The organism is Thermopolyspora sp. NPDC052614, assembly GCF_040678635.1.
Classification (GTDB): domain Bacteria; phylum Actinomycetota; class Actinomycetes; order Streptosporangiales; family Streptosporangiaceae; genus Thermopolyspora.
Genome location: NZ_JBFATZ010000006.1, coordinates 523,082 through 547,243 on the forward strand (window position 1 = coordinate 523,082; position 24,162 = coordinate 547,243).

The 24,162-nt window shown below is 69.8% G+C and carries 23 protein-coding genes; 9 read left to right on the plus strand and 14 right to left on the minus strand.

Annotated features, from left to right (window positions below; all coding sequences use genetic code 11):
- The first annotated feature begins 54 nt into the window (after positions 1–54).
- Both AB0K60_RS16755 and AB0K60_RS16760 read left to right on the plus strand, forming a co-directional pair.
- Positions 55–936, plus strand: a complete 882-nt coding sequence (locus tag AB0K60_RS16755) for an aldose 1-epimerase family protein (RefSeq protein ID WP_364054776.1) — start codon at positions 55–57, stop codon at positions 934–936.
- A gap of 118 nt (positions 937–1,054) precedes the next feature.
- Positions 1,055–2,044 carry an aminoglycoside phosphotransferase family protein gene (locus AB0K60_RS16760; RefSeq protein ID WP_364054779.1) on the plus strand — a complete coding sequence of 330 codons (990 nt, stop codon included), beginning with the start codon at positions 1,055–1,057 and terminating at the stop codon, positions 2,042–2,044.
- A 5-nt stretch (positions 2,045–2,049) separates the two neighbouring features.
- Here AB0K60_RS16760 and AB0K60_RS16765 read toward each other — a convergent pair whose 3' ends face one another.
- Both AB0K60_RS16765 and AB0K60_RS16770 read right to left on the minus strand, forming a co-directional pair.
- Positions 2,050–3,576 carry an anti-sigma factor gene (locus tag AB0K60_RS16765; protein WP_364054782.1) on the minus strand — a complete coding sequence of 509 codons (1,527 nt, stop codon included), beginning with the start codon at positions 3,574–3,576 and terminating at the stop codon, positions 2,050–2,052.
- Complete coding sequence (locus AB0K60_RS16770; RefSeq protein WP_364054874.1) at positions 3,573–4,154, minus strand: sigma-70 family RNA polymerase sigma factor; 582 nt, start codon at positions 4,152–4,154, stop codon at positions 3,573–3,575. The genes AB0K60_RS16765 and AB0K60_RS16770 overlap by 4 nt, the downstream gene beginning before the upstream one ends.
- 116 nt (positions 4,155–4,270) lie before the next feature.
- On the opposite strand from AB0K60_RS16770, the gene AB0K60_RS16775 reads away from it, so the two are divergent.
- The 3 genes from AB0K60_RS16775 (at position 4,271) to AB0K60_RS16785 (ending at position 7,962) form a co-directional block, all read left to right on the plus strand.
- Positions 4,271–5,485 (plus strand): FAD-dependent oxidoreductase, encoded by a 1,215-nt coding sequence (locus AB0K60_RS16775; protein ID WP_364054785.1) that lies wholly within the window; start codon positions 4,271–4,273, stop codon positions 5,483–5,485.
- Positions 5,486–5,705: 220 nt separating this feature from the next.
- A complete protein-coding gene (locus AB0K60_RS16780) occupies positions 5,706–7,049 on the plus strand; it encodes a class II 3-deoxy-7-phosphoheptulonate synthase (RefSeq protein WP_364054788.1) in 1,344 nt (447 codons plus the stop codon).
- Positions 7,050–7,797: 748 nt separating this feature from the next.
- Entirely contained in the window at positions 7,798–7,962 is a 165-nt protein-coding gene (locus AB0K60_RS16785) for a hypothetical protein (RefSeq protein WP_364054880.1), read from the plus strand.
- On the opposite strand, the gene AB0K60_RS16790 is transcribed toward AB0K60_RS16785, so the two are convergent.
- The gene (locus AB0K60_RS16790; RefSeq protein ID WP_364054791.1) at positions 7,959–8,615 is read right to left on the minus strand and encodes a hypothetical protein; all 657 of its coding nucleotides are present in this window, start codon (positions 8,613–8,615) and stop codon (positions 7,959–7,961) included. The two genes, AB0K60_RS16785 and AB0K60_RS16790, sit on opposite strands and share 4 nt — an antisense overlap.
- Positions 8,616–8,874: 259 nt before the next feature.
- Positions 8,875–9,396: a hypothetical protein gene (locus tag AB0K60_RS16795; RefSeq protein ID WP_364054794.1), complete on the minus strand. Its 522-nt coding sequence runs from the start codon at positions 9,394–9,396 to the stop codon at positions 8,875–8,877.
- Positions 9,397–9,749: 353 nt separating this feature from the next.
- Between AB0K60_RS16795 and AB0K60_RS16800 the strand changes: the two genes are divergently transcribed.
- On the plus strand, positions 9,750–10,058 hold the full coding sequence (locus AB0K60_RS16800; protein ID WP_364054797.1) for a 3-deoxy-7-phosphoheptulonate synthase: 309 nt from the start codon (positions 9,750–9,752) through the stop codon (positions 10,056–10,058).
- Here the strand turns inward: AB0K60_RS16800 and AB0K60_RS16805 are convergent.
- From AB0K60_RS16805 to AB0K60_RS16835, 7 genes are all read right to left on the minus strand, one after another.
- On the minus strand, positions 10,055–11,956 hold the full coding sequence (locus AB0K60_RS16805) for a WD40 repeat domain-containing protein (RefSeq protein ID WP_364054800.1): 1,902 nt from the start codon (positions 11,954–11,956) through the stop codon (positions 10,055–10,057). The two genes, AB0K60_RS16800 and AB0K60_RS16805, sit on opposite strands and share 4 nt — an antisense overlap.
- A gap of 110 nt (positions 11,957–12,066) precedes the next feature.
- On the minus strand, positions 12,067–13,032 hold the full coding sequence (locus AB0K60_RS16810) for a fumarylacetoacetate hydrolase family protein (protein ID WP_364054803.1): 966 nt from the start codon (positions 13,030–13,032) through the stop codon (positions 12,067–12,069).
- On the minus strand, positions 13,032–13,967 hold the full coding sequence (locus AB0K60_RS16815; RefSeq protein WP_364054806.1) for a VOC family protein: 936 nt from the start codon (positions 13,965–13,967) through the stop codon (positions 13,032–13,034). Before AB0K60_RS16815 ends, AB0K60_RS16810 begins: the two co-directional genes overlap by 1 nt.
- A 1-nt stretch (position 13,968) precedes the next feature.
- Positions 13,969–14,961 (minus strand): amidohydrolase family protein, encoded by a 993-nt coding sequence (locus AB0K60_RS16820; RefSeq protein ID WP_364054809.1) that lies wholly within the window; start codon positions 14,959–14,961, stop codon positions 13,969–13,971.
- The gene (locus tag AB0K60_RS16825; protein ID WP_364054812.1) at positions 14,958–16,085 is read right to left on the minus strand and encodes an FAD-dependent oxidoreductase; all 1,128 of its coding nucleotides are present in this window, start codon (positions 16,083–16,085) and stop codon (positions 14,958–14,960) included. The genes AB0K60_RS16820 and AB0K60_RS16825 overlap by 4 nt, the downstream gene beginning before the upstream one ends.
- A 7-nt stretch (positions 16,086–16,092) precedes the next feature.
- Positions 16,093–16,326: a hypothetical protein gene (locus AB0K60_RS16830; protein ID WP_364054815.1), complete on the minus strand. Its 234-nt coding sequence runs from the start codon at positions 16,324–16,326 to the stop codon at positions 16,093–16,095.
- Positions 16,326–17,309, minus strand: a complete 984-nt coding sequence (locus tag AB0K60_RS16835) for a fumarylacetoacetate hydrolase family protein (protein WP_364054818.1) — start codon at positions 17,307–17,309, stop codon at positions 16,326–16,328. The genes AB0K60_RS16830 and AB0K60_RS16835 overlap by 1 nt, the downstream gene beginning before the upstream one ends.
- Positions 17,310–17,420: 111 nt before the next feature.
- Between AB0K60_RS16835 and AB0K60_RS16840 the strand changes: the two genes are divergently transcribed.
- The gene (locus tag AB0K60_RS16840) at positions 17,421–18,350 is read left to right on the plus strand and encodes a LysR family transcriptional regulator (protein ID WP_364054821.1); all 930 of its coding nucleotides are present in this window, start codon (positions 17,421–17,423) and stop codon (positions 18,348–18,350) included.
- A gap of 87 nt (positions 18,351–18,437) precedes the next feature.
- Here the strand turns inward: AB0K60_RS16840 and AB0K60_RS16845 are convergent, their stop codons facing one another.
- Complete coding sequence (locus tag AB0K60_RS16845; protein ID WP_364054824.1) at positions 18,438–19,064, minus strand: TetR/AcrR family transcriptional regulator; 627 nt, start codon at positions 19,062–19,064, stop codon at positions 18,438–18,440.
- Between the two features lie 96 nt (positions 19,065–19,160).
- Here AB0K60_RS16845 and AB0K60_RS16850 point away from each other — a divergent pair, with 96 nt between their 5' ends.
- The gene (locus tag AB0K60_RS16850; RefSeq protein ID WP_364054827.1) at positions 19,161–20,585 is read left to right on the plus strand and encodes an MDR family MFS transporter; all 1,425 of its coding nucleotides are present in this window, start codon (positions 19,161–19,163) and stop codon (positions 20,583–20,585) included.
- Between the two features lie 211 nt (positions 20,586–20,796).
- Here AB0K60_RS16850 and AB0K60_RS16855 read toward each other — a convergent pair whose 3' ends face one another.
- Entirely contained in the window at positions 20,797–22,080 is a 1,284-nt protein-coding gene (locus AB0K60_RS16855; RefSeq protein WP_364054877.1) for a helix-turn-helix transcriptional regulator, read from the minus strand.
- A gap of 222 nt (positions 22,081–22,302) precedes the next feature.
- Here AB0K60_RS16855 and AB0K60_RS16860 point away from each other — a divergent pair, with 222 nt between their 5' ends.
- Positions 22,303–22,890: an ATP-binding protein gene (locus tag AB0K60_RS16860; protein ID WP_364054830.1), complete on the plus strand. Its 588-nt coding sequence runs from the start codon at positions 22,303–22,305 to the stop codon at positions 22,888–22,890.
- 985 nt (positions 22,891–23,875) lie between these two features.
- Here AB0K60_RS16860 and AB0K60_RS16865 read toward each other — a convergent pair.
- Positions 23,876–24,162: HNH endonuclease signature motif containing protein (locus tag AB0K60_RS16865; protein WP_364054833.1), on the minus strand; the 287-nt coding region annotated here is incomplete at its 5' end.

Sequence of the window (24,162 nt, forward strand, 5' to 3'; positions counted from 1 at the left end):
GCGCACTTCGCGGCCCGTCCGTCGCGTCCGGTCCCACCGACGAAAGGACTGCCCGTGCCCCCCAGTACCCTCCGCGCCGGTGAACTGCGTGCCGAGATCAGCGAACGGGGAGGCGCCCTGCGGGTGTTCCGCGCGGGCGGGCGCGACCTGGTCGTCTCCTGGCCGGAGGGCGGGCCGATCCCCTATTTCAGCGGGACGCTGCTCGCCCCGTGGCCGAACCGGGTCGCCGGAGCCGCTTACTCCTTCGACGGGCAGAGGTTCGAGTTGCCGGTCAGCGAGCCCGAGCGCGGGCACGCCCTGCACGGGCTGGTCGCCGATGTCGCCTGGAAGGTCGTGGAGGACGGGCCCGAGTTCGTACGGCTCGCGCACACCGTCGAGCCCATCCCCGGCTACCCCTTCCGGCTGGCGCTCCAGGCCGTGCACAACCTCACGCCCGACGGGTTCACCACGACGCTCACCGCCGAGAACATCGGCGACCGGGCCGCGCCGTACGGGTGCGGGCCGCATCCGTGGCTGCTGGCGGGGGACGGCCCGCTCGACGGCTGGGAGCTGGAGTTGCCCGCGGACCAGGTGCTGCTCGTCGACGAGGCGCTGGTGCCCCGCGAGCTGACCGGCGTGGCGGGTACGCCGTACGACTTCCGCGCCCCGCGCCCGCTCGGCGGCACCGCGATCGACCACGCCTTCACCGGGCTGGCCGCCGGGGACGACGGCCGGGTCCGGGTACGGCTGCGCGGCCCGGCGGGCGGCGTGGAGATGTCCTGGGATCCGGCGGTCCTGCCGTGGGCGCAGGTCTGCACGGGCACCGGGCTCGGGCATCGCGGCCTCGCCGTCGAGCCGATGACCTGCCCGCCCGACGCGTACAACTCCGGCACCGACCTCGTCGTTCTGAACCCCGGCGAGAAGCACGAGGCGAGCTGGACGATCGCGCCGCTCTAGCGGGGCGGTCCCGCCCTCGCCGGGCGGACACGCCCCTTCCCACCGGCAGGCCCCAGGCGACGAGCGTCCCGGCGACACCCTGCACTCCCCGACACAAGGAAGGCGGGATCACCTGAGCATGGACAGCCGGACCAAGAGACAGTTGTCCTCCGAGCAGTTGGCGGCGCTGGCCCGCGACGCGCTGGGCGCGGGCGTCGCCACGGCGGAGGAGATGAGCGACGGGTTCGCCAACGCGGTGTGGCGGCTCGGGCTCGACGACGGCAGGGCGGTGGTGCTGAAGGTGTCGCCGCCGCCCGAGCTGGAGCAGCTCACGTACGAGCGGGACCTGCTGCGCACCGAGGCCATGGTCTACCGCCTCGCCGCCTCCACCGGGCTTCCCCTGCCCGAGCTGTTACACCATTCCTTCGACGATCCGCTGATCGGCGGCGACTACCTGATCCTGTCCGCCCTCGACGGCACCCCCTGGAACCACGCCTCGCTGCCGGAGGCCGACGATAAGGCGATGCGCTTCGAGCTCGGCCGCCTCCTCGCCCGGCTGCACACGATCAGCGGCGACGGGCGCTTCGGCTACCCCCAGGGCGGCCTGAACGGCCCCACCTGGCGGGACGCGTTCCTGCTCATGACCGGCGCCGTCCTCGACGACGCGATCCGCTACGGCATCCCCCTCCCGGTGACCCAGGTGGAGATCGCCAAGCTGGTCCACGCCAACGCGGAAGCGCTGGACGAGGTCACCCGGCCCGCCCTGGTGCACTTCGACATGTGGCCCGGCAACGTCTTCCTCACCCTCACCGGCGGCACGCCCGCCATCCAGGCCCTCATCGACCACGAGCGCGCCTTCTGGGGCGATCCGCTGGCCGACTTCGTCACTCCGACGATCTTCGGCGACCTCTTCCCCGACGACCCGCTCCTCCTCGGCTATCGGGCGGGTGGCGGCGAGATCGTCCTGGACGACCAGGCCCGGGTACGGGACGCCCTCTACCGGACGTACCTGTACCTGATCCTGCTGGTGGAGAACGGCCCGCGCCGGTATCCCGAGGAGGCGTACGGGCGCATCCGCGACCTGGCGAGCCGGCACCTGATCCGCAGCTGCGACTTCCTGAGCCACTGACCGGATCAGGCCGACGGCAGCTTGGTGAGGAGAATGGGCTGGGTGGTCGGCTTGGCCGAGCCCGCCGCGGGTTCGACCGTGAGGCCCACCTGCTCCTCGTCGGCGAGCGGCAGGGCGACGATCGGGACCACGGTGCCGTCGGGCCCGCGCTGGAGGAGACCGGCCGGGCGCGGGCCGTCGGGGCCCATGAGCCACAGCTCGTAGGCCTTGGAGGCGGGCAGGTTCGCCAGGCCGCTCGCGGTGAAGACGATCCGGTTGGCCGACCGGGACCGGACGATGGTGGCGCTGCCGCCGGAGGTGACCGGGCGCACGACGGTCTTGGCGTCGGGCGCGGCCAGGATCGCCGCCACCGTCTGGGACTGGATCCTGACCTGGTTGAGCTGCTGGTTGGTGTCGTAGACCAGGTAGCCGAGGGCCACGGCGGCGGCGGTGGAGATCGTGGCCGCGACGGCCGCGATCCTCGTGCCCCAGCCCGCCCGGGGGGACCTTCGGGCCTGGTCGAAGTCGAGGACCGATCCCCCGCCCGCGTAGGGCGCGCTCCGCCCCCGCCCGGTGGGAGCGGGGTCGGACGGGAGGCCGACGACCGGCCGCGCCGTCCCGGAGGGCGCCGCGTTCGACGGCATGGGCGTTTCGGCCGGTACGGCGGGGCGGTCCCCCGAGGCGAAGGGACCATCAAGAGGACCATCAAGGGGAACGTCGCTGGAGGCGGGGGCCTGCTCGTTCGGGGTGGCCTGCCGCGCGCCCTCCTCGGCGAGGGCGCGCCACTCGGTCGGTCGGCCGAGGCCGGGAGGATAGGCCGGGCGGGCGTCGCGCGGGTAGGGCCGCGTCTGCTCCTGCGGAGGGCTCGCCTCGGCCGGGCGGTTCTGCGCCGACGGCGGGAGGAACGCCTGGTCCGGGAGACGCGGGATCGTCTGGGAGACGTCCAGGCCGTCCTGCCGGTACGACCCGTCCGTGCTCTGCGGGGACGCGGGGCCGGGGTCGGGCGGATAGACCCTGATTCCCTCCGGCGGGTACGAGGCGCCGGGACGGTAGGGCGCTCCGGGATCCGGCCGGAGCCCCGCTCCCGGCTCCTGCGGCAGGCCGGAGTCCTGGCGGTACGCCTGCCCAGGGTCCTGCGAATACGGCGAATACGGTGAATTTGACGAATGCGGTGAATGCGGTGAATACGGCGACAGGGGATCCTGGGGGTGGATTCCTCCGGGATCCTGCGGGTGCCCGGGAAGGCCGCCCGTCGGCAAGGTCCCGTACGGATCCCGATCGTAGGCGTTCCCCAGCCCGCCCAGCGCCCCCGGGGGGACGATCGGCGGCTCCTGCCGTACCTCCGCGATCCTGGCGAGCACGCGGGCGCGCAGCCCAGGCGGGGGCTCCTCCGCGGCGGCGAGGCCGAGCCGGGCGGCGGTCTCGCGCAGGCCCCTGACCTCGATGAGGCAGGCCTCGCAGCGGGCCATGTGCTCCTCGAAGAGCCGCTGCTGCTGCTCGGGCAGCGCGTTGAGCGCGTACGCGCCGGAGAGGGTGTGCAGATCGTCGTTCATCGTTCCACCCCCATGCAGTCGCGTAGCCGTACCAGACCGTCGCGCATCCGGGTCTTGATCGTGCCGAGGGGCACCTTGAGCAGCCCCGCCACCTCGGGATAGCTGTATCCGCCGTAGTAGGCGAGCGTGACGGCCTGGCGTTGCAGCTCGGTGAGCCCGCCGAGGCAGCGGCGTACCCGCTCGCCCTCGATGCGGGTGGTGACCGCCTCGGAGACCTGATCGTAGGCGATGTCCTCGGACATGCGCGCCACCCGTTCCTCCCTGCCCGTGGACGCCTGGGCGGAGCGCACCCGGTCGACGGCCCGGCGGTGCGCCATCGTCAGCACGTACGACAGGGCGCTCCCCCGGGCGGGATCGAAACGCGACGCGGTACGCCACACCTCGACCATGACCTCCTGCGTCACCTCCTCCGCCTGCGCCCGGTCCCGCACCACGCGCCGGACCAGGCCGAACACCGGTGCGCTGAGCTGTTCGTAGAGCCGCTCGAAGGCGGCTTCGTCGCCGAACGACACCTGGCGCATCAGGTCTTCCAGAGTCGGCGGCCGGCTCTCGTCGGGTACGGGCGTCCCGCCGACCAGTCGCCAAACGTCACTCACACCTGTTCCTTCGGTCCGGGCAACTCGGCGGATTGCCGGGTAGCAGAACTTTTTCGGGTCCGGATGGCGCGGGATAGACTTTCAACGGGTGATGAAATATGCGAACCGCATGTGTGATCGCCGGCGGCGGGCCGGCGGGAGCCGTACTCGCGCTGATGCTGGCGCGCGGCGGCGTCGAGGTGACCCTGCTGGAGAAGCACGGCGACTTCCTGCGCGACTTCCGGGGGGATACCATCCATCCCTCGACGCTGCAGTTGATCGACGAGCTCGGGCTGGCCGAGGAATTCCACAAACTCCCTCACCGCAAGGCGTACGGGGTGAGCGTGGAGACCGATCAGGGCACGGTCTCCCTCGCCGATCTTAGGCGACTTCCCGGGAAATATCGGTACATCGCCTTCGTTCCGCAGTGGGACTTCCTCAACCTGATCATCTCCGAGGCCCGACGCTACCCGACCTTCCGCCTGCTGATGAACGCCGAGGCGCACGGCATCGTCCGCGAGGGCGACCGGGTACGCGGCCTGCGCTACCGCACCCCGGGCGGCGAGCACGAGATCCGCGCCGAGCTCACGATCGGCGCCGACGGCAGGCACTCCGACGTACGACGCGCCGCCCTGCTGCGCCCCCGCGAGTTCGGCGCGCCCATGGACGTGGCGTGGTTCCGGCTCCCCCGCGTGCCGTCCGACCGCGAGGACACGTTCCTGCGCCTGGCGGCCGGCCGCCCCATGGTGGCGATCAACCGGGGCACGTACTGGCAGCTCGCGCTCCTGTTCCCCAAGGACGGCTTCGAGGCGCTCAAGGCCCAGGGCATCGCCTCGCTGCGCCGCACGGTCGCCGAACTGATGCCCTTCCTCGCCGACCGGGTGGCCGGGCTGTCCGGGTTCGACGACATCAGCATGCTCCAGGTCAAGCTGAACCGGCTGCGCCGCTGGCACCGCCCCGGCCTGCTGTGCATCGGCGACGCCGCGCACGCGATGTCCCCGGTCTTCGGCATCGGCATCAACCTGGCGATCCAGGACGCGGTGGCCACGGCGAACCTGCTCGGCCCGGCCCTGCTGCGCGGCGAGCCGATCCCCGAGTCGCTGCTCGCCAGGGTGCAGCGCCGCCGCGCCTTCAGCGCCGCCGTCGTCCAGTTCGCGCAGCGGGTGGTGCAGGACCGGATCATCCGCCCGGCGCTGGCCGGCTCGTCCCGCCCGATCCCCATTCCTCCCGACGTCTCCCGCGTGCCCGTGCTCAGCGACGCGCTCGCCCGTTTCGTAAGCGTCGGCGTGCTCCCCGAGCACGCGCGCTTCGGCAACGCCGCCGAGCGACCGTGACGCCATTCCGGACGAAAATCATCAGAAAGGATTGAACAGGCATTCCGCTGGCCAGGTTTCCCGCCCGGTCCGGCAAATGGGTGGTGAGGGATGTCTCTCGACGCGCACTAAGACGCATTAGGGGCGGTGCGGGTGCAATAACCTGGTGTGTCGTGAGCGAGCGAACGAGTATGAACATGATCCAGGGCACGAGGCGGCCACGGCCGGCTAAGGAGGGCTCGTGACCAGGGACCCCATCGACCTCGACGTTTGGCGCCGCCTTCCGGCCGCGCAGCAGCCCGACTGGCCGGACCGCGCGGCGCTCGACGAGGTCGTCGCCGAGTTGGCGACGCTGCCGCCCCTGGTGTTCGCCGGGGAGTGCGACCAGCTCAAGGAGCGGCTCGCCGCGGCCTCGCGGGGCGAGGCGTTCGTCCTGCAGGGCGGCGACTGCGCCGAAACCTTCGCCGGCGCCACCGCCGACGCCGTCCGCAACAAGCTCAAGACGCTGCTGCAAATGGCGGTCGTGCTCACCTACGCGGGCAGCGTCCCGGTCGTGAAGATCGGACGGCTGGCCGGGCAGTTCGCCAAGCCGCGCTCCAAGCCCTTCGAGGTACGCGACGGGGTCGAGCTGCCCGCGTACCGGGGCGACATGGTCAACGGCTTCGACTTCACCCCCGAGTCGCGCGTCCCCGACCCGCGCCGCCTGCTGCGCGCCTACCACTCCGCGGCGGTGACGCTCAACCTGTGCCGGGCCTTCATCACCAAGGGCGGGTACGCCGACCTGCGCCAGGTGCACGCCTGGAACCAGGACTTCGTCGCCGAGTCCCCCGCCGGGCAGCGCTACGAGCGCCTCGCCAGGGACATCGACAAGGCCATCCAGTTCATGCACGCCTGCGGCGCCGACGCCCCGGAGTTCCACACCGTCGAGCTGTACTCCTCGCACGAGGCGCTCATCCTCGACTACGACCGGGCGCTGACCCGCGTCGACTCGCGCACCGGCCTGCCGTACGACGTGTCGGCGCACATGGTGTGGATCGGCGAGCGCACCCGCCAACTCGACGGCGCGCACGTCGAGTTCTTCAGCCGCATCCGCAACCCGATCGGCGTGAAACTCGGCCCCACCACCGCCCCCGAGGACGCACTCGCCCTCATCGACAGGCTCAACCCCGACAACGAGCCGGGCCGCCTCACCTTCATCACCCGCATGGGCGCCACAAAGATCCGCGACGCCCTCCCCACGCTGGTGGAAAAGGTCTCAACGAGCGGCGCCCAGGTCACCTGGATCTGCGACCCCATGCACGGCAACACCTTCGAAGCCCCAAGCGGCCACAAGACCCGCCGCCTCGACGACATCCTCGACGAGGTCGTCGGCTTCTTCGAGGTCCACCACGCCCTCGGCACCCACCCCGGCGGCATCCACATCGAATTCACCGGCGACGACGTCACCGAATGCGTCGGCGGCGGCCACCCCATCGACGAGTCCGACCTCGGCCTGCGCTACGAGACCGCCTGCGACCCCCGCCTCAACCGCAGCCAGTCCCTCGACCTGGCCTTCCGCGTCGCCGAGCTCTACCGCTCCAACTGATCACCGCACGACGTGCTGGGGCTGGGGTCTCCCACCCCAGCACGTCGCCGGCACCTGACCGCGTCGATTCACCGTTGAGCCCTCGGCCGCGGGTAGGGCCGCATGGTCTTCGAAGCGTCCATCCGGCTTCGAATACTCGTTGCGTGGTCGTCGAGCCGCGAGCAGCCGAGCATCCCGCGTGCATTCCATCGGTCGAACAATCACCCATCCGCACAGGCCCTGGCGGATGACAAGTGAAGGTTACGCGGCGTGGACGCCGGTACCGCGCAGGATATACGGCGACGGGGGCGTACCGCCGGTCGCTCGCCAACAACTACAACTATCCGCCCAAGCCCGCCATCGGCGCGTGCAACTGGGGTTCTGCGGATAGCCCCCGAAATCGCGGACGCCATAGCCCGGCGACGCAGAGCGGCCCAGGAGGAGGTGCGGGGCTGGGCCGAGTGGCGTTCGTCGGCGATGGCGCGGCCGTTGCCGGGGCCGTGCAGGGCCAGGTGGTCGCAGAACGAGGCCAGATCGGTGCGAATATTACAGTGACCAGCAGTAGAGCATCTGCGCGTTACCCCTGGCTCGGCGAGCCAACCCAACTAAATCCTGACATGCCCCACGTCTCAAGATCACGGCTGAGTGCGGGCCGCTGACCTCGTGGTTCTTCGCCGAGAGCGGCGAAAAGTGTGCTAGCAACCATGGAAAGCGGCGTGTTCGTTGACAAAGTGCGCACTGAATCGATCACGTCTCTACCCTGGTGACCATGTCTCCGTACGTGCGGACGGTGAAAGCCGCGTCAGGTGCCCGTGCGGTGCAGATCGTGTACTCCTCCCGGCGCGGGTCACGAGAGATCGAGCACATCGGGTCGGCGCACGACGACGCCGAGCTGGAGACGCTTAAGGCGGTGGCGCGGCAGCACGAGTTCTAGTTGATATTCAATTTGGCGATATGTCGGTCCATGGCTTTAACCAGGTCCAGGAATACTTCTTGCTCTAGACCACGTTTATAAGCCGGATCACGATCGGCATTGTATGTAATCTCTACGACATAATTACCATATCGCCCCCCGAACGCCCAGCCAAGGCATTGCGGCCGCCGATCCGGATATCTGTTCACACAGCCCATGGCGGCAGAATCAGCTATCAGATCGGCCTCCGCCAGATCCACCTTCTGAATATGATCTAGATAGATCGGATCATTGAAGATTCGCCCATATGGAGCTGCGGCGGATTCGGCTTTTGCTGACGCTCCATTTGCATAGCGCAGAACAGTCTCCAGGAGCAAGTCCTCATTGCGATGAACACCCCAACCACGTTGCGCGTATCCGTTCGATCCGAAATGATCCGCACCGAAATGTTCAGTAAGAGGACTTATCGTGGCAGCCGCACTCTGGAAGCGAATGAAGGGCTCTTCAGGAAGATCCTTCATATCTGCAAGCAGGTGTACCGGGTGGATGTCATTGGCACCACTAATGTCGGCACTGCCCAACATTGTGACCCCGACTGCTACAGCAGAAAGAAGGGTAGCAGTACCAATGAACGCATATAAAATTTTCACAAACCCTTTCGATGGCTTCTTCATACCCTTTTGACCTGACTCGCGCCCGCATCCTCATAAGTAGGAAGTCCTGACAATATGACACCCATTACTTCCTGAACGGTTAACGTTCTGGGATCGCGCCCGTTTCTGGTTACTTCATAATATAGGGCGATGCCCAGCTCTACCGATATTTGATCTCCGATGTCAGTCCGGCCGGCCAAACTGTAGCCCGAGGCAGGGGACCATGCATATCTACAATTTCTCCACCGATTCCTTCCCTGTGCGGCATCTTAGATTCGGTCTACCCGTGACGTAACTCATGGCTGTCTACTGTGCGACTCGCGGGTGGAGGACTGATATCCACAGATTTTCCCCACGCCATACACGAGGTATCCGCGACGATAGTTCGACTCCGTCCTGCGGGCACATTGAATCTGATGATCACGTAGAAGCGGCGCGGCAAGCCATCTGGGCCAGCCCATATTTTCCATTCAATTCGCCCTCCGGCCCAAGACGTCTTCTTCAGGCTAAAGGCGGTTCCCATGCTCTTCGTCTCGAGCTGTGCCACACTGAAGGCACCAGAGTAAAGGCTCGTGGCGGCCCCACCGACCATACCGCCAGGAGAACTGATGACCTCTCCTGAAGCCGCAATCTTCAAGAACTTCGGATTGATTGCGTCGATCAGATCCTTGGTCCATACAAAACCATCAACATCCCGCCAATGGATCCACACCTTTCCCTCAGGAAGCCTTGCGTAATTCGCATCACTAGTATAACTATCACGACCTACATTGATCAGCCTGAAGCGGCGTCCTTCCTGCATCTCACTGATACTGCATGCAAACACTCCCGAACTTGCGAACCGATATCGTCCCGAAGTATTAGTGATCACGACGGCGTCCGCATAACTATCGCGTGTTTTAGTGATAGTCCGGACGCTGCTTCTCCGCGCGAATTGCCTTTCGATCGCACTGATGATGGATGCCAGCGAGTCAGAGCGGTGCGCCCCGCGTGCAGGACGCCCTTCTGGATCCGCAGATGGAAGCTCGCAACCTGCAGCCGCCAGGCAGCAAATCAGGATTGTTGTCGGCAACCAAAGTCTAGAGATAGTCCCGTTTGGCATGTTCTCCACCGTATACGGCGAACTTCAACCAATAGCCGTTTCTCTCCACGCTGGTGGTGAAGGTGTCGACGAGCGGCGCCCAGGTCACCTGGATCTGCGACCCCATGCACGGCAACACCTTCGAGGCCCCAAGCGGCCACAAGACCCGCCGCCTCGACGACATCCTCGACGAGGTCGTCGGCTTCTTCGAGGTCCACCACGCCCTCGGCACCCACCCGGGCGGCATTGACATCGAATTCACCGGCGACGACGTCACCGACTGCCGGACTCTACCGTTCCAACTGATCGTCGGACGACGTGCCGGGACCTCTCCCGCCCCGGCGCGTCGGCACGCCCTCGGCCACAGGCTGGGCGGGCGTTAGCTCAGCCGCCACATGCGGATTCTTTCGCTCTTTCCGCCGGCCAGCAGTACCTCGTGCCCGTTCACGTCGCCCAAGGCCAGGACGGGGTAGCGGTTGCCCGCCTTGAGCGGCTCACCGATCAGGCGTCCTTCGAGGAGGTTCCAGACGCGGATGTCGCCGTCCGCCGAGGAGGTGACGGCGATGGGAATGTCGCCGAGCCTGCCGAACAGGATGTTCCCCACTCTCGCGCCGTGGCCGGGGAGGGGGCGGGTCAGGTGCCGGCCGGTCCGCAGGTCCCACAGGTGGAGGGTGTTGCGGCGGGGTGTCAGCACGGCCGTGGTGCAGCGCAGCCGGGTCACGCCGATCACGGCCTCGCTTGAGGCGACACCGCGCACCGAGCCGAGTCGCCGGCCGGTCGTGAAGTCCAGGATGCGGGTGCGGCCGTCCAGGTTGACGAGGAGGACGGGCCTGCCGTCGAGGTCCGCCAGGGCCGCGAGGCTCATCGGGACGCGTTTGCCGAGCCGTACCGGCCTGCCGATGGGGCTCATGCTCGCCGCGTCCTTCAGCCATACGTGGGCGCCGCTTCTGCCGAGCAGGACGGGGCGGTCGCCGAGGCGGGCGACCTGCACGTCGCCGATCTTCCATCCGCCCGGCGGCTCGGAGACGTCCAGGTCCCAGAAACGGGGGCTTCCCGCGTCCTCCCGCATGATCACGCTGCCGGCGTCGAGGCGGGCGGCCGGGATGTCGCGGGCGGCGGCGTACGGGCCGGGCGCCGGAAGAGCGGTCCTGCGGCCGGTGACCAGGTCCCAGACGATGGTCTGGCCGTCCCGGCCCTTGGTGACCGCCGCCGGACGGCCCGCGGCCTCGGTCATCGCGATCGAGGCGATCTCGTCGGTGTGGCCGGGCGGCACGGTCGCGGCCAGTTGCCCGGCGGCGGCGAGGTCCCAGAGCCTGACGGTGTTGTCGCCGCCGCCGGTGAGCGCGACCGGCCGGCCGCGGAACTCGCCCACGGCCAGCGAGATCCGCTGGACGGCGCCGCGGCTGACGCCTTTGGGCTCGGGCGGCGGAGGGTGCCCGGGCAGGAACGCGATCTCCCGCCGCGAGACGGGATCCCAGACGGAGAGGGTGCCTGCCTCACGGCGGGCCGTACCCGTGGAGAAAACGCCCCGGTTCACCGTCACCAGGACGGTCCTGCCGTTCATCCGGGTCTGCCGTACCGCGCCGAAGTCGCCTTCGATGCCGTCGAGGCGGGTGCCGCTCGCGACGTCCCAGAACCGCAGGGGAATCGGGCCGGGCACGTTCTCGTCGCCGCCGTCGTCGGCGGTCACGGCGGTGAGCCTGCCGTTCAGGGTGATGAGTTCGAGTCCGTAGACGCCGTTGTCCTCCCCCAGGTCGATGCGTGGCCCGATCTGTCGCCCGGACGCCGCGTCCGTCACATGAAGCTCGTCGTCCGCGGTCGCCTTGACGGCGCGGCCGTTCCAACGGGCGGTGGCCGAATCCGCCGGGCCGGCGGCGGGCACGGTGAGCCGCCGCCCGAACAACTCCTGGGAGATGATCGTGTCGACGTCCCGGCCGACCGGCACCGGTTCCCCGATCGGCTCAAGCCCGGGCAGGCCCCACACGCGCAGGGTGCCCTCCTCCCCCGCGCTGACCGCCACGGGCCGCTCGCCCAGGGTCCCGAGCGCGACGGCCGTCACGTCCGTGTGCCCGTCCCCGCCGAGGATCACGGGTTCCGGGAACGCCCGAGGCTCGGCCGTCGCCGCCTTATGCGCGCACGGCCGCGAGGCATACGGCCAGGACGGCGGCCGGGCGGCCGAGGCCGGCACGGCGACTCCCAGCAGGGCCAGGCAGAGGAGCAGGGAAAGCCATCGGCGGACGCTCCACGCCCGCCCGCGGACCCTCCGGGGGAGAGAGAGCATCCGCCATACATATCATCGGCGCGTATCAGCGGCGGTGACATGATCAAGGACGTGTTCGAGGACGCCGACGCCGCCAGGGCGCACGCCCGGCATCGGCGCCGGAGCGTCGGTCAGGGGCGGGTTCGGGGACGTTTCCTCGCGGGCGGGACGGGGATCTGCGGGACCCCCGCGACGACGGTGTTGCGGATCGAGCCGATGCCTTCGACGGTCAGTTCGACCACGTCGCCCGGGCGCAGCGGGGGCGGGTCCTGGGTGCCGCGGTGGCCCCAGAGTTCGGCGAGGCAGCCGCCGTTGCCGCAGGTTCCCGAGCCGAGCACGTCGCCGGGGTGGACCCAGGTGCCGCGTGAGGCGTAGGCGACGAGGTCCTCGAACGGCCAGCTCATGTTGGACAGCAGGTCGCGGCCGACCTCGACGCCGTTGACCGTGGCGGTGAGGGCGAGGCGCAGGAGGCCGTCGGTATCCCGGTAGGGCTCCAGTTCGTCGGCGGTGACGAGCCAGGGGCCGAGGGTGGTGGCGGTGTCCTTGCCCTTGGCCGGGCCTAGGCCGACCTGCATCTCGCGGCCCTGCAGGTCTCTGGCGGACCAGTCGTTCATGATGAGGTAGCCGGCGATGTGGTCGCGGGCCTGCCACGGGGTGAGGTCGCGGCCGGGCCGGCCGATGACGGCGGCGACCTCCAGTTCGAAGTCGAACGTCCGGCAGCCGGGCGGCACCGGCACCTCGTCGTACGGGCCGGTCACGGCGTAGGGGTTGGTGAAGTAGAAGGCGGGGGCCTCGTACCAGGCGTCGGGGGGCGTGCCGCCGGAGGAGGGGTCGGCGCCCCTGCGCATGCCCTCGACGTGCTCCTCGAAGGCGACGAAGTCGCGGACGGTGGGCGGCTGGAACGGGGCGAGGAGCCGGACGTCGGCCAGTGGGATCGGGTCGAGGGCGAGGGTTTCGGCCTCGGTGAGGCGGTCGTCGCGGATGAGGTCGAGCAGGCCGACGCCGTCGGGGAACGGGCGGACCGTCTCCCCGTCGACGATGCCGGAGCGGACCCGGCCCCCGTGGGTGCCCCGGTCGGTGAAGGTGGCGGCGCGCATCAGACGGGCGGGGCGACGTAGAGGCCGCGGTCGACGTTGTTGAAGGACTCCTTGGCGATCAGTTCGTTGGCCGGGTTCGCCGTGCCCCACTGGTCGGAGACCTCGGGCCGGGTGAAGTCGTGGACCTGCGGGTGCCAGGTGTCCTCGTCGAGTTCCTCCAGTTCGGTGGTGTACTCGACGGTGTTGCCGTGCGGGTCGAGGAAGTAGGAGAAGGTGTTGTCTCCGGCGAGGTGGCGGCCCGGGCCCCAGATCATGCGGACACCGGCGCGCAGGAGGCGGCCGGTGCCGTACATGAACTCGTCGACGCCGCGCAGTTCGAAGCTGACGTGGTGCAGCGAGACGTGCGGGCCGCGGGCGATGGCGAGGCTGTGGTGCTGCGGGTTGCAGCGCATGAAGTGCATCATCTGGCCCATGCGCGGGTGGGCGAGGGTGTCGGACAGGGCGAAATTCAGGTGGGTCTCGTACCAGGCGCGGGTGGCGTCGATGTCCGGGGAGTTGAGGACGACGTGCGAGAGCCGTACGGGGACCGACTCCTTGGGCTCCAGCTTGCGGTGGGCGCGGACGGCGACGTCGGCGGAGACCTCGACGGTACGGCCGTCGCCGTCGAAGAAGCGGAAGCCGTATCCGCCGCCGGGGGTCGTGAGCGCGCCGGGCTCGGTGATCAGCGAGACCTCGGCGGCGCGCAGGCGCTCGGCGAGGGCGTCGACGTCGGCCGGGGTGGCGGCGCCGAAGGAGACGAGGTCGAGGCGCTTGTCGGCGTCCTTGCGCAGCCGGATGATGTACTGCTCGGGCGAGCCCTCGGCGGCGAGGAAGCTGATGCCGGTGTCGGAGGCGACCTCGGTGAGCCCCCACACGCCCGCGTAGAAGTCGCGTTGCCGGTCGAAGTCGGGCACGGCGAGGTCGACGTGCCGTAGATGGGTGATGAGTCGTGACATTTCAGTCCTTCAGGTCGAACAGGGCAAGGGCGTTGGCACCGCGTACGGCGTCCAGCTCGGGGCCGTCGCCGAGCGCGGCGCGCGCCCGGTCGAGGGGGTCGGTGACGCCCATGTCGAAGGGGTGGTCGGAGCCGAGGAGCACCTGGGTGATCCCGGCGGCGTCGATCAGGGCGCGCAGGGCGGCCGGCTCGTAGACGAGGGAGTCGAACCAGATGCGCCGCAGGTACGCGCTGGGCGGCTCGGCGCAGCGGCGGGCGTCGGGGCGGACGCGCCAGCCGTGGTCGGCGCGGCCGGTGTACGTCGGCAGGTAGCCGCCGCCGTGGGCGGCGAGGATCTTCAGGCCGGGGTGCCGGTCGAGCACGCCCGCGAAGATCAGGTGGGAGAGCGCGACGGCGTTCTCCACGGGCTGGCCGACGATGTTGGACAGGTAGAAGCGGTCCAGGCGCTCGTCGAGGGTGCAGCCGAACGGGTGCAGGAACACCACCGCGCCGGTGGCGGCCGCGTGCGCCCAGAACGGCTCGTACGCCGGGTCGGACAGCTCGCGGCCGGGCGCGTGCGAGGAGATCTCCACGCCCTTGAGGCCCAGGCCGAGGGCGTGGTCGAGCGCCTCGATCATCAGCTCGGGATGCTGGAGCGGGACCAGGCCGAGGCCGTGCAGCCGGTCGGGGGCCTGGGCGCAGTGCGCGGCCACCCCCTCGGCCGCCAGGCGGCACACGGTGCGGGCCAGGTCGGCGTCGGCCCAGTAGTGGTAGTGCGACGGCGACGGGCTGACGATCTGCATGTCGACGCCGGCGGCGTCCATGTCGGCGAGCCGTGCCTCGACCCGGGTGAGCCGCGGCAGGCGCTCGGCGATCATCGGGCCGTTGACCTCCAGCGCGGCCGGGCCGTTGCGCCGGTCCTCCAGCGCCCGGAGCTCGGCGAGGCCGGGCCGCCCGGCGACGGCCTGCTCGACCTCCGGCAGGAGCACGTGCGCGTGTACGTCGACGGTCGTCACGGGCGCTCCGACACGAGGGCGGTGACGCGGGCCATCAGGCCGGGCAGGTCGGCGTCGTCGACCTGGTGCAGCCGCCACTCGGCGAGCTGCAGCGAGGCCTCGACGACGGTACGGACCCGGTCGTGGCGGCGGTCCATGAAGGCGTCGAACAGCGACTGGTCGAGCCGGTCGGCGGCGAGCAGCAGCTCGGCCAGCACGGCGGCGTCCTCCAGGCACTGGGCCGCGCCCTGGGCGAGGGTCGGCGGGCAGGCGTGGGCGGCGTCGCCGATCAGCACGACGCGGCCGCGGTTCCACGGGCGGTCGACCAGCAGGGACTCGAACCAGGTGTAGTTGATGCGGTCCGGGTCGGTGATGTCCTTGGCGATCTCCGTCCAGGGCCCGCCGTACCCCTCGGCGAGGGCGCGCATGAGCGCGGGCTTGTCGGCGTCGGCGATCGACTCGCGCGGCCGGGCCTTCTCCACCAGGTAGGCGTACATGGTGTCGGGGCCGGTCGGGCAGTAGCCGGCGATGAAGCAGGGGCCGCCGTAGATGAGGTCGGTGCGCTCGATCGCGGCGGGGCGGCGGGTGTGCACGCGCCAGATGCCCATGCCGGTGGGCTTGGGGGCGACGTCGATGCCGATCATCGCGCGCACCGCCGAGCGGATGCCGTCGGCGCCCACGACCAGGTCGTACGTGCCGGAGGTCCCGTCGGAGAGCAACGCCCGCACGCCGTCGCCGATGTCGGTGAGCGTGTCGACGGTCACCCCGAATTCGACCCGTGCCCCCGCCTCGCGCACGGCCTTGGCGAGGATGGCGGCGAGTTCGGGGCGGTTCATGCCGACGGTGGCGGGCAGGTCGGGCCCGCCGGTGCGGGTGTCGGGGATCTCGGTGAGGAGGGTGCCGTCGGGGGCGCGCAGCCCGAGCGAGTCGAACGGGAAACCGGCGGCGCGTACCTCGTCCCAGACGCCGAGGTCGCGCAGCACCCGCAGGGCGTTGCCCTGCAGCGTGATGCCGGAGCCGAGCGCGGTGACGCCGGGTTTGATCTCGACGACGTCGACGGCGACGCCGGCGCGGGCGAGCGGGATCGCCAGGGCCGATCCCGCCGTGCCGCAGCCGACGATGAGGACGTTTCCTACTGCTGGCATGGGGGGCTCACTTGATCGTGATGGGGTTGACGGGGGATCCGACCGCGCCGATGATCGGCGGCGGGGCTGCGACGAGGAGGAACTCGTAGCGGCCGTCGCCGGCGCAGTGCTCGGCGAGGGCGTCCGGGCCCACATCTCGCCGACGAGCAGGCCGATGTGCGGGATGGCGACCTGGTGCGGGGGCTGGAAAGCCCCGGTTGGAGTACTTGGCGACCGCCTCGGGGTTCGTCCGGTCGGGCATCACGCCTCCTCGGCGACGCAGCGGTTGCGCTGCAGGCCCAGCCCGCTGATGGTGCCCTCCATGACGTCGCCGGGGCGCAGCAGCCTGCCCCAGTGCATGCCGTTTCCGGCCGGGCTGCCGGTGAGGATCAGGTCGCCCGGGAGCAGCCGTACGGTCCGCGAGGCGTAGGACACCAGCCGCGCCACGTCGAAGATCATGTCCTTGGTGGACTCGTCCTGCATCACCTCGCCGTTGAGCCGCAGCGTCACCCGCAGGTCGCCGGGGGCGCCGACGAAGGCGGCCGGGACCAGGTACGGCCCGAGCGGGGTGAACGTGGGCGCGTTCTTGGCGCGCAGCCAGTCGCTGCCGATCGCCGGCATGTCCCGGCGGAACACCGCGTCGCGGGCGGTGATGTCGTTGGCGATCGTGTACGCGGCGACGTGCGCGAGCGCGTCCTGCGGCGCGACCCGGAAGGCGGGCCGGCCGATCACGGCGGCGAGCTCCAGCTCCCAGTCCGGTTGCGCGCACCACGCCGGGAGGACGACGTCGTCGTACGGGCCGGTGATCGACGAGGCCAGGCCGATGAACAGGTACGGCAGGTCCTCGGCGGCGCGGCGGTCCATCACCGCGGCAGCCTCGGCCCGCACCTGTTCGGCGGGCCGGCCGTCGGCGGGCTCGTGCGCCACCGCGAGATCGATCACGTGGGTGCGGTAGTTCGCCCCGGACTGCAGCACCTGCCGGGGTTCGACGGGCGCGTGCACCCGCAGCTCCCCCTGGGGCAGCCACTCCCCGGCCGTCGAGGCGGCGGCGTCGCGCAGCAGCGGCAGGACGTCGTCCCATCGTTCCAGCAGGGCGCGGGTCGTGGGTTCGGGCAGGTCGAGCGCGGGGACGGTGCGCAGGTCCAGGACACGTTCCCCGGCGACCAGGCCGGGGAACGCCGGGCCGGTCCCGACGGAGAAGGTGCCGAGCGCGAACGGGCCCGCGAAGGACGGAGATGTTTCCACGAGATTTCCTCCGGGGTGCGGTGCCCCTAACCTTGACCTATCCGCCCCAATCACGGAAATTGATTCTTCAGATCAACCTCATCCACGCGATGGATACCTAGGACCGCCCCCGTGAACCTCGAAAGGCTCGACCTCAACCTCCTGGTCGCCCTGCGCGCCCTGCTGGAGGAGCGCAACGTCACCCGCGCCGGCGCCCGGATCGGCCTCAGCCAGCCCGCCATGAGCGCCGCCCTCGCCCGCCTGCGCCGCCACTTCTCCGACGAGCTGCTGGTACGGCACGGCAACCGCTACGAGCTGACGCCGCTCGGCACGTCCCTGCGCGCCCCCGTCGCCACCGCGTACGCCATGCTGGAGCGCCTGTTCACCAGCCGAGCCGACTTCAACCCCGCCACCGAACGGCACGAGTTCACCCTGCTGTCCTCCGACTACGCGATCGCGGTCTTCGGCGTCGAGCTCGCCCGCACCCTGCAGGCCGCCGCCCCCGGCGTGAAACTGCGCTTCCGGCACGCCACGTCCGACGTCGTGGAGAACCCCGAGTCCGGCCTCAGCGGCGTGGACGGCATGTTCATGCCGCACGGCATCATCAGCGACATGCCCGCCGTGGAGCTGTACCGCGACGAGTGGGTGTGCCTGGTCTCCGCCGACAACCCCGAGGTCGGCGAGCGCGTCACCATGGGCGACCTGGCCCGGCTGCCGTGGGCGGTCTACCAGCGCACGTTCGACGCGCCCGTCAACCGCCAGCTCTCCATGCTCGGCCTGGACCCGCACGTGGACGTCTCCGTGCAGAGCTTCCAGCTCCTCCCGGCCCTGGTCGCCGGCACCCGCCGCGTCGCCCTGATCCAGCGCCGCCTCGCCTGCCTGCTGCGCGACCTCGCCCCCGTCCGCGCGCTTCCCTGCCCCTTCCCGGCGGTCACGCTGCAGGAGGCCCTGTGGTGGCACCCGGTGCACACCTACGACGCCGCGCACATCTGGCTGCGCGACACCGCCGCCCGGGTGGCCGCCACCCTCTCCGACCTCGACGACCTTCCACCGCTCGACTGACCGGCCACACGTCATCCACCTCATCCACCGCGGGGACGGATGCCGTCAACCGCGGCACCGGCCTGTTCGCCGCCGCCCCGCCGCGTCCTAGCCAGTGAGCGATTCGGTGTCGGCCTTCTTGCCCATGCGCATACGCACCAGGGGCAGGAAGATGTCGTCGACGATCTCGGTGATCACCTCGTCGGGGATCGGCCGTTGGGTCATGAGGAGTTCGTGGCGGAGGAGGTCGGCGGGCAGGGCCATGATCCGCGGGGTGAGGCACCCCGGGTCGATCTCGCCCCGCTCGGCGGCGCGTTGCAGGATCTTCTCCATCATGGGCGGCCGCTGGCGTGCGGCCAGGTACTCCTCGCGCAGGTCCGCGGGGGTCGACTTGGTCTCAGCGAAGTACTCGCCCATCTGGATGGCGATCAACGCCGCGAGTTCGAGCCGGCGGAAGGTCGCCCGGAGCAGTTCGATCAGGTCGCCGCGCAGGGTTCCGGTGTCGGGCATGACGACCGGTTCCTTGCGTGCGTGGTGGGCGATCGCCGCCTTGGCGAGGTCGGCGCGGCTGGGCCAGCGGCGGTAGACGACCGGCCGGCTGGTCTGGGCCCGCTGTGCCACTCCTTCGATCGTGAAGCGGCCGTACCCGACCGCCACCAGTTCGTCCCAGGCGGCGTCGAGCAGGGCCTCTTCGAGCTTGGCCCCGCGTCGCCGGGTCGCGCTGTCGCGGGCCACGCATCCTCCTCTTTAGATACACAACGCATCTTATTGACAAAACCGCCGGACGCAACTTAGATACATGGCGTATCTAAAACTTCCTGAAGGGGTGCCATGACCATCTCGCAACCCTCAGCCGATCCCGCCCCGCAACGCCTGGACCCGGCGTTCATCCGGCTCGCGATCGTGCTGCTGACGGGCCTGCTCGCCGTCGTCTTCGACACCACCATCGTCAACATCGCCCTCGACACGCTCGGGCGCGACCTGCACGTCCCGGTCTCGACCATCCAATGGGCCACCACCGGATACCTGCTCGCCCTCGGCATCGTGGTGCCCGTCACCGGATGGCTGCTGGACCGGTTCGGCGGCAAGAACGTGTGGATGTTCGCGCTGGCCGTGTTCCTGGCCGGATCGGTCGGGGCCAGCCTCGCGGCGAACGCGCCGGTCCTGATCGCGTTCCGGATCGTCCAGGGCATCGGCGGCGGCCTCATGCTGCCCGTGATGCAGACCCTGCTGGTCCAGGCCGCGGGCGGACGCTCGCTCGGCCGGGCCACCGCGGTCATCTCGCTGCCCGTGGTGCTGGGCCCGGTGCTCGGCCCGGTGCTCGGGGGCCTGATCGTGCAGCACCTCACCTGGCGGTGGATCTTCTGGGTGAACGTGCCGTTCTGCCTGGTCGGCCTCCTGCTGGCCTGGCGCATGATGCCGCCGGGCCGCGCCGACCGAACCGCCACCCTCGACGCGGCGGGGCTGGCCCTGCTCGCTCCGGGCATCGCCGCGGTCATCTTCGGGCTGTCCCGGGCCGGTGACACAGCCGGCTTCGCGCAGGCCGAGGTGCTCGTGCCGCTCATCGCCGGCGTCGCGATCATCGCCGCCTTCTCCGTACGGGCGCTGACGATGCGCGGCGAGCCCCTCATCGACCTGCGGTTGTTCCGATTCCCCTCGTTCACCGCGTCGAGCGCCCTGATGTTCCTAAACGGCTTCGTGCTCTACGGCGCGATGCTGCTCGTGCCGCTCTATTTCCAGCAGGTACGCGCGCACGGCGCGATCGCGGCCGGTCTCCTGATCGGCGCGCAGGGCATCGGCGTGCTGCTGAGCCGCACCACCGCCGGACTGCTCACCGACCGGTTCGGCGGCCGGTGGATCACCTTCACCGGCCTGCTGATCGTGGCCCTCGGCACGTTGCCGTTCGCGCAGGCCGGCGCCGCGACCTCGGAATGGTGGCTCGCCGCCGCCCTGGTCGTCCGCGGCATCGGCCTCGGCGCCGTGACGGTCCCCGTCATGGCCAGCGCCTACGAAGGGCTCGATCACGGGCAGATCCCCCACGCCAGCATCATCACCCGTACCGCCCAGCAGATCGGCGGCTCGTTCGGCACCGCCGTACTCGCCGTCATCCTCGACCGCGAACTCGCCGCCCGCGCCGCCCAGGGCCCCGCCGGTGCCGCCCTCGCCTTCGACCACGCCTTCTGGTGGTCGATCGGCTTCACCGCCCTCGCCCTCGTCATCACACTCTGGCTGCCGAACCGCCGCACGAGCTCGTAGGCCGACCCCCATGACACGCCTCGTTCGCCTGCGACGCCGTAGCCGAGGCGCGGAATCGTCTGAGGCACCCTGTACGGCCTGGCCTCACTCGGCAATCTCGACACGATCGGAACCGAACGCACACAACGCCTCGCCGTACAGGCCCTCAGCGCGATCCTCCGCAGCCGGCAAACCGCAGAACCGACGTCCGACCGGCGGACCGAGCCGTGACTCAGACCAGCGTTCCGGCCATCGCCGCCCGATAGTCGGCGTAGGCGCTCCCCTTCCGGCGATCGAGCGGGATCACATTCTCCACCTGCCGCCCGGTGTGCAGAATCATCTGAGTCCGGTACGTCCGTGGGAGGCCGGAGATGATTTCGGTGGCCAGGCCCAGCGCCTCCTCGTGGCCGCCTTCGCGCGCAAGGGTGATGGCCTCGTGCAACCGCAGATTGGCGCTGTTCTGATAGAAGGGCGAGCGTTTCCGCGCTTCCTCACGCGCGGCTTCGGCCGCATCCATCGCCCCCGCGTGGGAGTGCACCCAACTCGCGGTGAACCATGCCGCGTCATCGGTCCACCCGAGGTTCGGCCGCTGGCCGAACCTGCCCGAAAGGTCCTCCAACTGCGCAAGTCTTCCCTGCGCTTCCCGAGCCCTTCCCAATACGGCCAGCGCCTGGGCCTCGGTGGCGACGGCGATGAGCAGACCGGTGGAGAGCCGTCCCTTCGCCAGCTCCTGGGCGGCAAGCGCCACCGAGATCATGCTTTCCGGCGTACGAGGGGCGTACAGGCCGAACAGCGCCTCTTTGGCACGCACCAGCACACGCATGTCCAGATCACCGGACTCGTCGGCGGCGTGTCGCGCGGTCACCCACCACCGCTGGGCACCGCCGAAATCACCGAGCCTGGTGAGGACATTGGCGTGCAGGGCAGCCAGCCAGGCCGTGGTCCGCTGCAGTTCGCGTACGCGTTCGGCGTCCGAAACGGCAAGCGACCGCTTGAGAATCGAAAGGTCGAGAATCAGGTTGTCCCGTACCTCGGTAGGAGGCTGGGCGTGTACCGCGTGGTCGTAGTTTTGACACACCGCCTGCCAGTGCTCGTCGGAATAGGTTTCGGTGGCGCCCAAAAGCTGTTCGATCTGTTGCCGTAGCGGTTCCGCCCCCGCGCCCGCAGGGCCTCCGGTCAGCAGCCCCAGTCCGGCGAGACGAAAGAGCAGGCGTCGTTCCATGTCGTCTTCCTGACGTTGAGAGGCGACATATGTATTTCCACTCTCAACGGCGGCAATCAGATCGTCTACCCGGTGACGGCCCAACCGTTGCACCAATGGCCACAAACCTATCAATTGACCGCTGGCGCACAGCGCGTCATCGAGCGCCCGAACGCGATCGCCCCCATCCGGCAGATTCTCACCACGTTCGATCGCACCGATCATGGAGACCGAATAGCCCGAGCGCGCGGCGAGTTGGGCGATCGTCAGCGACTCACCTACACGCTCGGGGTAGCTGTCACGAAGATCGCGCACCAAAGCACCAAAATAGTGCGCAAGGGACAAATACCTCATCGTGTGCTTGCGAGCAGCAGGCAACGAAACCCACCCTCCCCGAAAACCCAGCGAATACCCATCGGCAATCCGGCCTGGCCTGATTACCCACTGAGTGCGAACGTAAGCGCACCGTACATCAGCTACGGCTCCGCGCGTCAACGTTTCCAGCACTCATCCAGGACACTCAGGAGACACGGCTCCATGGGCATCACCCCGAACGACGCACTGCGACGAATCCGGCAGTGGGACGCGGCCCGCCGCTGGACCCGGCGACACATCACGCCCCTCCCACCCTCCCCCGGCGACCACGAGCGCCCGGTGCCCGGCACCATCATCCTCGGTGCTCTCAAGTTCCCCGCCACCGCGCGCAACGTCACCGACGCCCGCTCCTACCTGACCAGACTCCTCTCCCCCGGCCCCGCCGACGTCCTGGACACCGTCCTGCTGCTCACCACCGAACTCATCACCAACAGCGTCCGCCACGCCACCAACCACCTCAACGGCACGATCACCATGGCCGTCTTGGGCATCCACGACCACCTCCGCATCGAGGTGGCCGACGAGGGCTCCCCCACAACCCCCTGCCTGCGCCCGGACGCCGACGACCTCTCCGACGGCGGCCGAGGCCTCCACCTGGTCGACCTCCTCGCCACCCGCTGGGGCTTCACCCGCGACACCACCGGCACGACCACCTGGTTCGAAATCAACTGCCCGCCGTATTCCGGCGGTGGTGCTGGGTCGCGCGCCGACCGCGCTGGCGGTGCAGGTGCGCAGGCAGTGGATGCATGAAGCGGCGCTGCGGCGGGTGCGTCAGCCACTGCCGCTGAAGGTGCGCTGGTCCTCCACCGGCCGCCCTGTGGCCGCCGACCGGGCGGTGGTGACCGGCGAGCCCGGCACCGGCTGGGCCGAGCAGCCGCTGGAGGGCGACACCGACCAGATCGTGCGGCGGGAAGCGGACGAGCACCGCAGACCTCCCACATCGAGACACGAATCTCTGAGGCTCTTCCAACTTTTCCAACTTGATCGTGCAGGTCAGAGCAGGCGTGCAGGAGTCGAGTTGAAATGGCAATATTCGTCCTCTCCGCGATCATCCTCTCCGCGACCGCCTCCGGCCGCAGTAGCATCCAGCGCCGGGAGGTGATCTCCCGGACCCGGTCGCGGGCGTGCCGCATGGCCTTGTCCGCGGGTCGGCGAGCAAGGAACACAAACGATCGTTTCCCGCTCCCGCCGGTCAGCCCGGGGCACCCGCTCAGGCCGACGGTCTTGGCATCGCAGTCGTCGCCGTTGCCATATCGATCCCGCCGTACCGCAGGTGAGGCACCCTCTCCCGGCTGTCGGCCGCCGTGTCGCGCACCCGCTGCCCGCCGCCGTGCACGCGCCGGAGAGCCGTCCCGCACCGCGAGCACGCCGCCGTGATGCTGCGGGTTCCGGCCCGAGAATCCGTACCGGCCTGCTCGGCCTGCCCAGCCAGTCCGCCTGGCCGGCCAAGCAAAGGAGAAGAAGACCGAAGGCGACTCCGAGATCGCCATCCGGCACCGTCGGCAACCCCGCGGCCAACCGGCGGAAGATCACCGAATCAGTGCCAGGGCCGGTCTTCCGCCCGAACCAGCAGGCGGAACGGGCAGCCGAGGCGGCATGCGCGGCGGTACCGGCCGGTGGCGAGGTGCTCCGTCCGGCGTCCTCGCCTCGTCCTTGCCGGGGTCCTTGCCGGGGTCCGTTGCGGGGGTTCTTGCGGGGGTGGTTGTGGGGTGGGGGGTGTTGCCCCCGGGGGTTGTCATAGGGGGTAGCGGTCGGGGCGGACGGTGTGGGTGCGTTTGGCGGGGGTTTCCCGCACCAGGGTGCCGGGGCTGGGCTGGGTGAGTTTCCACCCATCTGTCTGCTTCAGGCGATGATGCCGCCTGCATAGCGCGGCGAGGTTGCATGGGCAGGTGGGGCCCTTTTCGTCGTAGGGGCGGGTGTGGTCCAAATCGCAGCCGGTGGCGGGGCGGCGGCAGGTGGGGAAGCGGCAGGTCTGGTCGCGGGCCTGGACCAGCCGCCGCATGACCTCGCCGGGGCGGTAGC

What these genes read in the sequence shown, in the direction of transcription:
- AB0K60_RS16765 (WP_364054782.1), bottom strand. Translation starts at nt 3,576, where the DNA reads ATGAACGACGATCTGCACACCCTCTCCGGCGCGTACGCGCTCAACGCG.
- AB0K60_RS16795 (WP_364054794.1), bottom strand. Translation starts at nt 9,396, where the DNA reads ATGCAGGAAGGACGCCGCTTCAGGCTGATCAATGTAGGTCGTGATAGT.
- AB0K60_RS16760 (WP_364054779.1), top strand. Translation starts at nt 1,055, where the DNA reads ATGGACAGCCGGACCAAGAGACAGTTGTCCTCCGAGCAGTTGGCGGCG.
- AB0K60_RS16810 (WP_364054803.1), bottom strand. Translation starts at nt 13,032, where the DNA reads ATGCGCGCCGCCACCTTCACCGACCGGGGCACCCACGGGGGCCGGGTC.
- AB0K60_RS16775 (WP_364054785.1), top strand. Translation starts at nt 4,271, where the DNA reads ATGCGAACCGCATGTGTGATCGCCGGCGGCGGGCCGGCGGGAGCCGTA.
- AB0K60_RS16850 (WP_364054827.1), top strand. Translation starts at nt 19,161, where the DNA reads ATGACCATCTCGCAACCCTCAGCCGATCCCGCCCCGCAACGCCTGGAC.
- AB0K60_RS16790 (WP_364054791.1), bottom strand. Translation starts at nt 8,615, where the DNA reads ATGAAGAAGCCATCGAAAGGGTTTGTGAAAATTTTATATGCGTTCATT.
- AB0K60_RS16860 (WP_364054830.1), top strand. Translation starts at nt 22,303, where the DNA reads ATGGGCATCACCCCGAACGACGCACTGCGACGAATCCGGCAGTGGGAC.
- AB0K60_RS16830 (WP_364054815.1), bottom strand. Translation starts at nt 16,326, where the DNA reads ATGCCCGACCGGACGAACCCCGAGGCGGTCGCCAAGTACTCCAACCGG.
- AB0K60_RS16825 (WP_364054812.1), bottom strand. Translation starts at nt 16,085, where the DNA reads ATGCCAGCAGTAGGAAACGTCCTCATCGTCGGCTGCGGCACGGCGGGA.
- AB0K60_RS16815 (WP_364054806.1), bottom strand. Translation starts at nt 13,967, where the DNA reads ATGTCACGACTCATCACCCATCTACGGCACGTCGACCTCGCCGTGCCC.
- AB0K60_RS16785 (WP_364054880.1), top strand. Translation starts at nt 7,798, where the DNA reads ATGTCTCCGTACGTGCGGACGGTGAAAGCCGCGTCAGGTGCCCGTGCG.
- AB0K60_RS16805 (WP_364054800.1), bottom strand. Translation starts at nt 11,956, where the DNA reads ATGCTCTCTCTCCCCCGGAGGGTCCGCGGGCGGGCGTGGAGCGTCCGC.